The organism is Psychrilyobacter sp. (assembly GCF_049671765.1).
Classification (GTDB): Bacteria; Fusobacteriota; Fusobacteriia; order Fusobacteriales; family Fusobacteriaceae; genus Psychrilyobacter.
Genome location: NZ_JBATVM010000180.1, coordinates 1 through 8,037, shown reverse-complemented (window position 1 = coordinate 8,037; position 8,037 = coordinate 1). Strand labels below are relative to the sequence as shown.

Genomic DNA, 8,037 nt, shown 5'->3' with positions numbered 1-8,037 from the left:
TTTCTTTATTCGAACCTAATATTTAATATCTTTAGATTTTCTACTTCTCTCCTATTTTTCCCCATCTCATCTTTCCAATTTGGATCTGGTAATTCATAATTTTTTCCATAGATCTCTTTTAGATGATCTTCAGGATTTTTAGGTATCCACACTCTTCCCCCCATAAATTTTGATTCTTGTAAAATTATAGTTTTAAACCTATAAGAGATAATTTCATTCTTCTCTCCTACAGAAAATGACTCTATATAACCTTCTTCTCTTTTTTCATATATATATACTTCTATCTTTACTCCTTTATAATCATAGACTAAACCTCTTAACCCTAAAGTTTTTATAGTTAGAGTTTTTTCCCTTTTAAATCCTACTTCTTCCATATTAATTAAAAATTCAGATGTTATATCTTTTTTATACATACCAATATTTAGATTAATATCATCAGAAAGAAAATTATTTTCTCTAATTTTACCTAATAAAGTTCCAAATTCTAACCAATACTTTATATTAGTTTCCCTGGAAACTTTTGATAACAGATTAAATGCTTCTTTACCATTATTTACTAGAGAATTACTTTGTCTATCTCTTAATTTTTTATCTTTTCTTCTATGACTTTTCACTCTATTTTTCACGATTTTAATAGCTAAACTAAATATTAATTTAAATATTATATTTGTTAGAATAATAAGTACCGCAATTGCTGCTGCTGCTGCTATATCTCCTGAATCACTTTTATTTATCATTCCGATGGAAATTAATCTTGTTTTAGTTGTATATAAAAATACTACAGCTGATATAGTTATCATTGAATTAATAAAATAATATGAAAAACTTTCTAAAATTGCTCCTAAAGAAAGAGGAAATACTACTTTACTAATAACTTTATACTGAGGTATTCCCATTATTTCACCTATACTCTCATATTCACTATCTAACTTCTTTAATGCTGCTGTTATAGTTAAAAATGGATTAGCAAAAAAATGAATAATATTTGCAAATATTAAAATACCAAAAGTTCCATATAAAAAATTTAATGGATTAGAAGTACTATTAAAGAAATATATATATGCCAAACCTATAGTCAACCCAGGTACTGCATTGGGTAATATCGATAAAAAATACCCAATCTTTCTCATTACCAAAAATTGTTTTTCTCTCTCTAAAAAATAGGCTGTTATAAAACAAATACTTGTTCCAAATAATGCAGTTAAAAATGATACTAATATACTGTTTCCAAATATTTTCCAAATACTTTCTCCCATCAATGAAAAACTATATGACCTAAGCGATAACGACATATCATACGGCCAAGTTTTAACTAGAGATGCAAATAATATTACACCAAAAAATATCATAATAATTGACATCAGTGTATAGTTATAAACTGTATAAATAAAATCACGACCACTATTTTTTTTAATAGCATAGGATACTGCTCTGTTGTCTAATGCATTATTTTTCTTTTGAACAATCAAATCAATAATAAAAGCAATCAATGCTGGAACAATAAGTAATATTCCTATAGCTGAACCCATAGAAATATTTTGCTGTCCTATTACTTGTTTAAATATATCTGTAGCTAGTACATTATAGTTACCACCTATAACCTTTGGGGCTCCAAAATCTGTAAAACTAAGTGTAAAACTAGCAAAAAAACCTGTTATCAAAGTATATTTTATAGATGGAATAGTTATTGTTAAGAATTTTTTCAATTTGCTAACACCCATTAGCTCTGCTACTTCGTATAACCTATAGTCTGTTGAACTAAGTGATAATGAGAGCATTAAAAATAATATAGGAAATATATATATTATCTCTGCCATTACTATCCCCAATAATCCATATATAGGTAATTCTATTCCTAAGTATCTAGTAACCAATCCCTGTTTACCAAAAAGATATATTAGAGCTATACCATGGGTCATTGTAGGAGCAAATAATGGGATCAATGCTACTGCTCTTAAAATCATTTTTCCTTTTATTCCTGTTCTTGTGATTCCATAGGCATAAAATAATGCTAATATGATCACTATTACTGTAGTCATCATGGATACTAAAAAACTATGTTCCAACGAACTAGCACTAATTGGATTATTAAAATAATCTATAAAATTTTGAAAACCAATATAAAGTCCTTCTTTATTTTGAAAACCCTTTATAAATAAAGTTATCAAAGGCAAAATTAAAATCACTGTAAAAAATATAATTACCAAGGTGATAAAACTTATTTTAAATATTTTTTCTTTATTCATTCTTACACCTCTTTAGAATCTAATTTTATGTATAGTTTTTCTCCTAAAGATAACTTCAATTTTTTTTTCTCTTTTGACAATAGATCGAGTAACACTTCTTCTCCACCTATATCCAAAGATACTCTATAAAAAGCCCCTCTAAATTCAATCTGAATAATTTCCCCTTGAGTATATCCAACTTTCTCTTTTTCTGAATACAATAATTCCTCTGGACGAATTAAAATACTTTCACCTTTTGTATCATTAAAAAAATTTATTTTTCCAATAAAATCTGCTACAAACCTATTGGCAGGCTTTGTATAAATTTCCTCTGGTGTACCTATCTGCATTACTTCTCCACCATTAATAACTACAATTTTATCTGCCATTGTTAGAGCTTCTTCTTGATCATGAGTTACCATTATTGTCGTTATCCCCATATTTTTTTGAATATTCTTTATTTCTTTTCTTAAATTCTCCCTTACTTTAGCATCTAAAGCTGATAAAGGCTCATCTAATAATAAAATATTTGGTTCCAAAGCTATAGCACGAGCCAAAGAGATCCTCTGCTGTTGCCCCCCAGACATTTCATTTGGATATTTATCTGCCAAATGAATTAGATCTACCATTTCTAATATTTTATTTATTTTTTTTTTAATTTCATCTTTTTTGTATCTCTTTGCTTTTAAACCAAATTCAATATTTTTATATGCAGTCATATTAGGAAAAAGTGCATAAGATTGAAAAACCATACCCAGATTTCTCTTAGCAGGGGATAGTTTTGTTATTTCTTTATCATCTAAAATAACATTTCCATTATTTAATTCTTCTAATCCTGCAATTATTCTTAGTAAAGTAGTTTTCCCACATCCGCTAGGACCTAAGAAACAAACGAATTCCCCTCTATTAATAGACATAGAGATGCCTTTTAGCACCTCTACCTTTCCAAAGCTTTTCTCTATATTTTTTATCTCTAAATAATTGTTATTTTTTTCCATATCTATTTTCCCATTCTTTTAAAATCCTATCTCTATTTTTAGCGGCCCACTCTAAATCATTTTTTATCATTTGTCCCACCACATCTTTAGGGTATCCAAAAAGATTAGATTTGACAGTTTTATTAGTTACGAATCCTCTATGCTTCGTATACTCTTTCATCGCTTCTTTTGATATTGCCCATTTCACAAATTCTTTAGCTTCTGGTTTAATATTATCTTTTTTTATTAAAGCAACAATTTCTTCTTCCCATCCAGAACCATCTATAGGGAATATTGTTTTAATTGGAGCTCCATTTTTTTCTTGCGTTAAACTTTCGAATCCCATTCCAATACCTATAACAGTTTCTCCTTGTGCAGCCATTTTAGTAGGTGCACTTCCTGAGTGAACATACATATTCATATTTTCATTTAATTTATCCATATATGCCCAAGCTTTTTTCTCTCCCATCATTTGAATCCACGCTGAAACAGTTAAAAAACCTGTTCCTGAAGATGCAGGATTTGGCATTATCATTTGACCTTTATATGATGAATCTAATAAATCTTCATAAGATTTTGGCACTTCTAAATCTAATTTTTCTCCTTCAACTGTATTATAAGTAAATGCTGTCATCCACGCACTAACACCTACCCAAGTTGGTTTTATACTTTTGGTATCGTAAAATTTATTATCAATATTATTCACATCATAATCAAACCCTTCATACAAATCTGAATACTGTAATAACCCTGTTGCAGCTACTCCCCATAAGACATCTGCCTGTGGGTTTTCTTTTTCCGCTTCTACTTTTGCCGCTATTATACCGCTTGAATCTCTTATTAAATTTACTTTTATATCTGGATATATCTTATTAAATTCTACAATATAGTCTGATATATAATCTTCTTCAAAAGATGAGTATACTGTTATCTCTTTTTTCTCTTCCTTTGGTCCATCACATGCTGTAAAGCCTAGTATTAAAATTAACCCCATCAACATAATTAATTTTTTTTTCATATTATCTCTCTCCTTTTTTTAATAATTTTGGATATACACTTTCTATTACTTGATTTAGTTGATTCTCGTCATCTATTTCTGCCCAAATAACTCCCTCTACTCTTTCATAATTTATTTCTCTTACCTTACACAACCCTTCTAAACAATATTCATACCCTATTTTTTTATTACTTGATTTCTCAGAATATTCACACATCTCTTTATAAAGACCATTTGATATCTTGTTTATCCCTGTTAATTCTGCATATTTTCCATTAAAGTCTTCTCTATCATTACTCATTTTTCCTATTTTATCACCTATTAATTCATAGTAATAATCATCACCATAATATTTATCTTCTGATAATAAAACTGCATCTTTTTTTTCTGAATTGAGCAGTGTAACTATTCCTAATTTTTCATAGATTAAATCGCCTTCTATTAGTAAAACATCTTCTTTACCTACTAATTCTTTAGCAGTATAAAAACTCTTCATATTCCCTGTAGTGGCGAACTCTTCATTTTTTACAGTAATAATATTTGAATATTTATTTTTCAATCCTTCAAAAAAATGATCTAAGTGACCAGTTACCAATATTATTTTTTCAATCCCACAATCCGTTAATTTTTCAATTGATCTTTCAATTAAAGATATCCCATTTATTGGTAAAAATGGTTTAGGTATTTCATTGTTGGTAACACTTCTAAGTCTTGTACCTTTTCCTGCCACTAAAACAACCGCTGTTTTAATCATCTTCTCTCTCCCTTATTTTTTTATATAATTTTTTTGCTTCATTGTATTGCCTTTTATTATCTATCTCTCCCCAAAGTAAACTAGGAATGAGTAAACATTTTAATTTTTTCTCTCTTGAAACTCTTTCTAGAGCATATTCATAAAAATATAACGGGTTACTGTTTCTTTCTAACTCCTTCAACATATCCTTAAAAAAAAGATAAGAGATCTTAGATATTCCAACTAATTCTCCACTTATATTCCCTAAACTATACCTATCTTTAGAAATCCTGGTTAAATTAGTATTTTCTATATTCACATATACATTGTCGCTTCTATCAGATATTTCTGAAATTATAGTACTGTTATAGGAAGTATCGATCAAAAGAAATTTAAGGGCAACCTCTTGATATATTAAGTCTCCCTCAATTAATATAAAATCTTCTTTTATATAGTTTTTTATAAGAGATAATGAATATAATGTCCCAGTAGTCTTATATAGTTCATTTTTTATTATTATTAAATTGTATTTTTCTTTTAATTCTTCATATCGTTCAATTTCCTGTCCAACTATAACCACTATTTTTTTTACATTGTTTACTTTCAACAATTTTATATGTCTTTCTAATAGACTTTCTTTTTCTAGCATTAAAAAACTTCTAGGAAAGTTAAACTCTTTTTCCTCTCCCGCTGCCAAGATAACTGCTGTTTGAACTTTTCCAAAGGATTGGTATAGTTCTTTAGCTTTAGATGTCAGTATATATTCCTTCTCCCTATACGAAATTTCATTTACTTCTATTTCTTTTTCTAATATTCCTTTTTTTATTAAACTATTTATTGTTCCTACAGATATTTCTAAATCTTCTGCCATTTTTCGTTGAGAAGCAATCGGATTAGATAATAAATATTTATATAATTTTATTTTTTTCATTTTACCATCCTTTTAATGTTGAACAACTAATCATACTACTTTGAACGATCAGAGTAAAGAAAAAGCTTATGAATTAATTCATAAACTTAATCTTACTTTTTATTTTATTTGGTAATACTTTATTTAGTATCTCTATCAAATTTTTATCCTTTAATAAAATTAAAATTATCAAATATACTATCCCACAAAAAATCGGTATCATTACTATGTTATATATATAATATAGTTCAAAACTCTTTACTAATAATACTACCGGAATAAATAATAAAGAGATAAAGCCATATTTTAAGTTTCCAAAAGTAAATAATTCAATCTTGTAATCCAAATTTCTTTTAATATAGATCAGATTTAACCCAATTATTATTATCTCTGCTAACATCGTTGTGAATATTGCACTATAAGAAGTAAATTCCAACCCAAAAATATTATTTACTAACATTACTTTCATTATAAAATTTATAACTCCCGCAAAACCAATTATCATAATCATTTGTTTCTCTTTTCCATTAAGAAACATCACTTGACTTGACAATATACTTTCAATTCCAACAAATATCAACCTAATTCCAAATACCGCTACAGTAATATATGCGATAGCATAATTTAATCCCCCAAAGAAAATAGTAATTTCTCTACTCAGCAATACTATTCCTACACTCATTGGAAACATTAAAAAGCTCATATAGGAAATTATTTTATTTAATAACTTCAAATACGCCTCTTTATTTTTGCCTAAATAATAAGAAAGTCTAGGAATCGATACAGCTATTATAGACATTATAAACATTTGAATGATATTCAAGATTTTTTGTCCTATACCATAATATGCTGTTTCTTTAACATTTGAATAAAAACCTAAAGAAACCTTATCTAACTGAGTATATAGAATATTTACATTACTTATTATTAACATCATTCCTAAAGGTAGTAAATATTTTTTAAACTCCAAATTTTTAAAATTAAATTTAATATATTTTTTAATATATATAAAACTCCATAAGTTGTTAATTAAATTTGTTAAAACCAAAATAATAAAATAATTATAGATATCTTCTGGATTCTTAACAATTAAAAATATAAACCCTATACTAATAGTCTTTATTATTATGTTTTTTTTAGTAATAAATCTATAATCTTCAAAAGATTCATTTATCCAATCTATATAAAATATAAAACTAAATATAGTTATAGAGTTAATCCATAGAAAATTCTTTAACAATCCACTTGGAAATTTAAAGAATACAAATCCTAAATAAATTGATAATACCACTAGCACACTTATGACTGATATAGTAAACAATTCCGTAAACATTTTTTTTTTATTTTCTTCTTCATCCTGTACCCGACTGATCTCTCGTAACCCATAAGTATAAACTCCAAAACCTGCAAAGATTACAAAGTAATTTGTTATAGAATTAGAAAATTCTATTTGTCCCATGCTAGTAGGAGAGAATATACGATATACATATGGAATAACTAATATAGGAACTACGATTTTATAGAACATTAAAATTATTCGATACATAAAATTTTTAGCTAACGATTTTTCCATAATTAACCCTCATTTTTTATTTTTTATTTTCTTTGTCCAACTTTTTTTGGTAATGACAACTCTCATCTACATTAATATATTTAGCATGTAGCACCCTTCTCTCTTTTGGTGGAAATTCCATATAATTTTTACCATATATTGACTCCAAGTATTTATTTCTATTCCCTGGACATGGAAATAAATATCCCTCAAAATCTATTTTAGATAACGGTAATACATATCTTGTATCAACTTTATCTATAACATCTTCATTATTCGTTAAAAAAGTATTTTTATAATCTAATGTCTCGTCTAATCTATAAGATTTTAATATCTTTTCTGATATTTTATTAATTTTTAAAACATTTAAAACCATGACTCCTATTTTTTTCATTAAATTTCCATTACTTTTCTTTTTTATAAAACTAATTCTCTTCAATAATTTATAATACCTTGAAATTTTATTTGAATATACTATAACTTCAAATATATCCAGCATTATTCCTTGATGAAAATCTTCAGTATAACTTTCTAGCCTTCCTATATATCTGCTGCTTCTATCTCTTAATTTAAGGATTTTCTTATTATAATTTTTATCTGTCTCTGATGATTGTAAAAAAATATTATTTCCCTCTAATTCCAC

7 protein-coding genes are annotated in these 8,037 nt (G+C 26.8%); all 7 read right to left on the bottom strand.

Annotated features, from left to right (window positions below; genetic code table 11):
• Nucleotides 1–5: 5 nt before the first annotated feature.
• Nucleotides 6–2,246 carry a putative 2-aminoethylphosphonate ABC transporter permease subunit gene (locus tag WBG30_RS08730; RefSeq protein ID WP_424504266.1) on the bottom strand — a complete coding sequence of 747 codons (2,241 nt, stop codon included), beginning with the start codon at nucleotides 2,244–2,246 and terminating at the stop codon, nucleotides 6–8.
• Between the two features lie 2 nt (nucleotides 2,247–2,248).
• Nucleotides 2,249–3,223: an ABC transporter ATP-binding protein gene (locus WBG30_RS08725; RefSeq protein ID WP_424504265.1), complete on the bottom strand. Its 975-nt coding sequence runs from the start codon at nucleotides 3,221–3,223 to the stop codon at nucleotides 2,249–2,251.
• On the bottom strand, nucleotides 3,210–4,220 hold the full coding sequence (locus WBG30_RS08720; protein ID WP_424504264.1) for a putative 2-aminoethylphosphonate ABC transporter substrate-binding protein: 1,011 nt from the start codon (nucleotides 4,218–4,220) through the stop codon (nucleotides 3,210–3,212). The genes WBG30_RS08725 and WBG30_RS08720 overlap by 14 nt, the downstream gene beginning before the upstream one ends.
• 1 nt (nucleotide 4,221) lies before the next feature.
• Nucleotides 4,222–4,953 (bottom strand): phosphocholine cytidylyltransferase family protein, encoded by a 732-nt coding sequence (locus tag WBG30_RS08715; RefSeq protein ID WP_424504263.1) that lies wholly within the window; start codon nucleotides 4,951–4,953, stop codon nucleotides 4,222–4,224.
• Nucleotides 4,946–5,863, bottom strand: a complete 918-nt coding sequence (locus tag WBG30_RS08710) for an NTP transferase domain-containing protein (RefSeq protein ID WP_424504262.1) — start codon at nucleotides 5,861–5,863, stop codon at nucleotides 4,946–4,948. The genes WBG30_RS08715 and WBG30_RS08710 overlap by 8 nt, the downstream gene beginning before the upstream one ends.
• Before the next feature lie 73 nt (nucleotides 5,864–5,936).
• Entirely contained in the window at nucleotides 5,937–7,415 is a 1,479-nt protein-coding gene (locus tag WBG30_RS08705) for an oligosaccharide flippase family protein (RefSeq protein ID WP_424504261.1), read from the bottom strand.
• A 16-nt stretch (nucleotides 7,416–7,431) separates the two neighbouring features.
• The coding region (locus tag WBG30_RS08700) for a LicD family protein (RefSeq protein WP_424504260.1) at nucleotides 7,432–8,037 on the bottom strand (606 nt) is incomplete at its 5' end.

Excerpts from the sequence above, each read along its gene's own strand:
- WBG30_RS08730 (WP_424504266.1), bottom strand. The coding sequence starts at position 2,246 with ATGAATAAAGAAAAAATATTTAAAATAAGTTTTATCACCTTGGTAATT.
- WBG30_RS08710 (WP_424504262.1), bottom strand. The coding sequence starts at position 5,863 with ATGAAAAAAATAAAATTATATAAATATTTATTATCTAATCCGATTGCT.
- WBG30_RS08720 (WP_424504264.1), bottom strand. The coding sequence starts at position 4,220 with ATGAAAAAAAAATTAATTATGTTGATGGGGTTAATTTTAATACTAGGC.
- WBG30_RS08725 (WP_424504265.1), bottom strand. The coding sequence starts at position 3,223 with ATGGAAAAAAATAACAATTATTTAGAGATAAAAAATATAGAGAAAAGC.
- WBG30_RS08715 (WP_424504263.1), bottom strand. The coding sequence starts at position 4,953 with ATGATTAAAACAGCGGTTGTTTTAGTGGCAGGAAAAGGTACAAGACTT.
- WBG30_RS08705 (WP_424504261.1), bottom strand. The coding sequence starts at position 7,415 with ATGGAAAAATCGTTAGCTAAAAATTTTATGTATCGAATAATTTTAATG.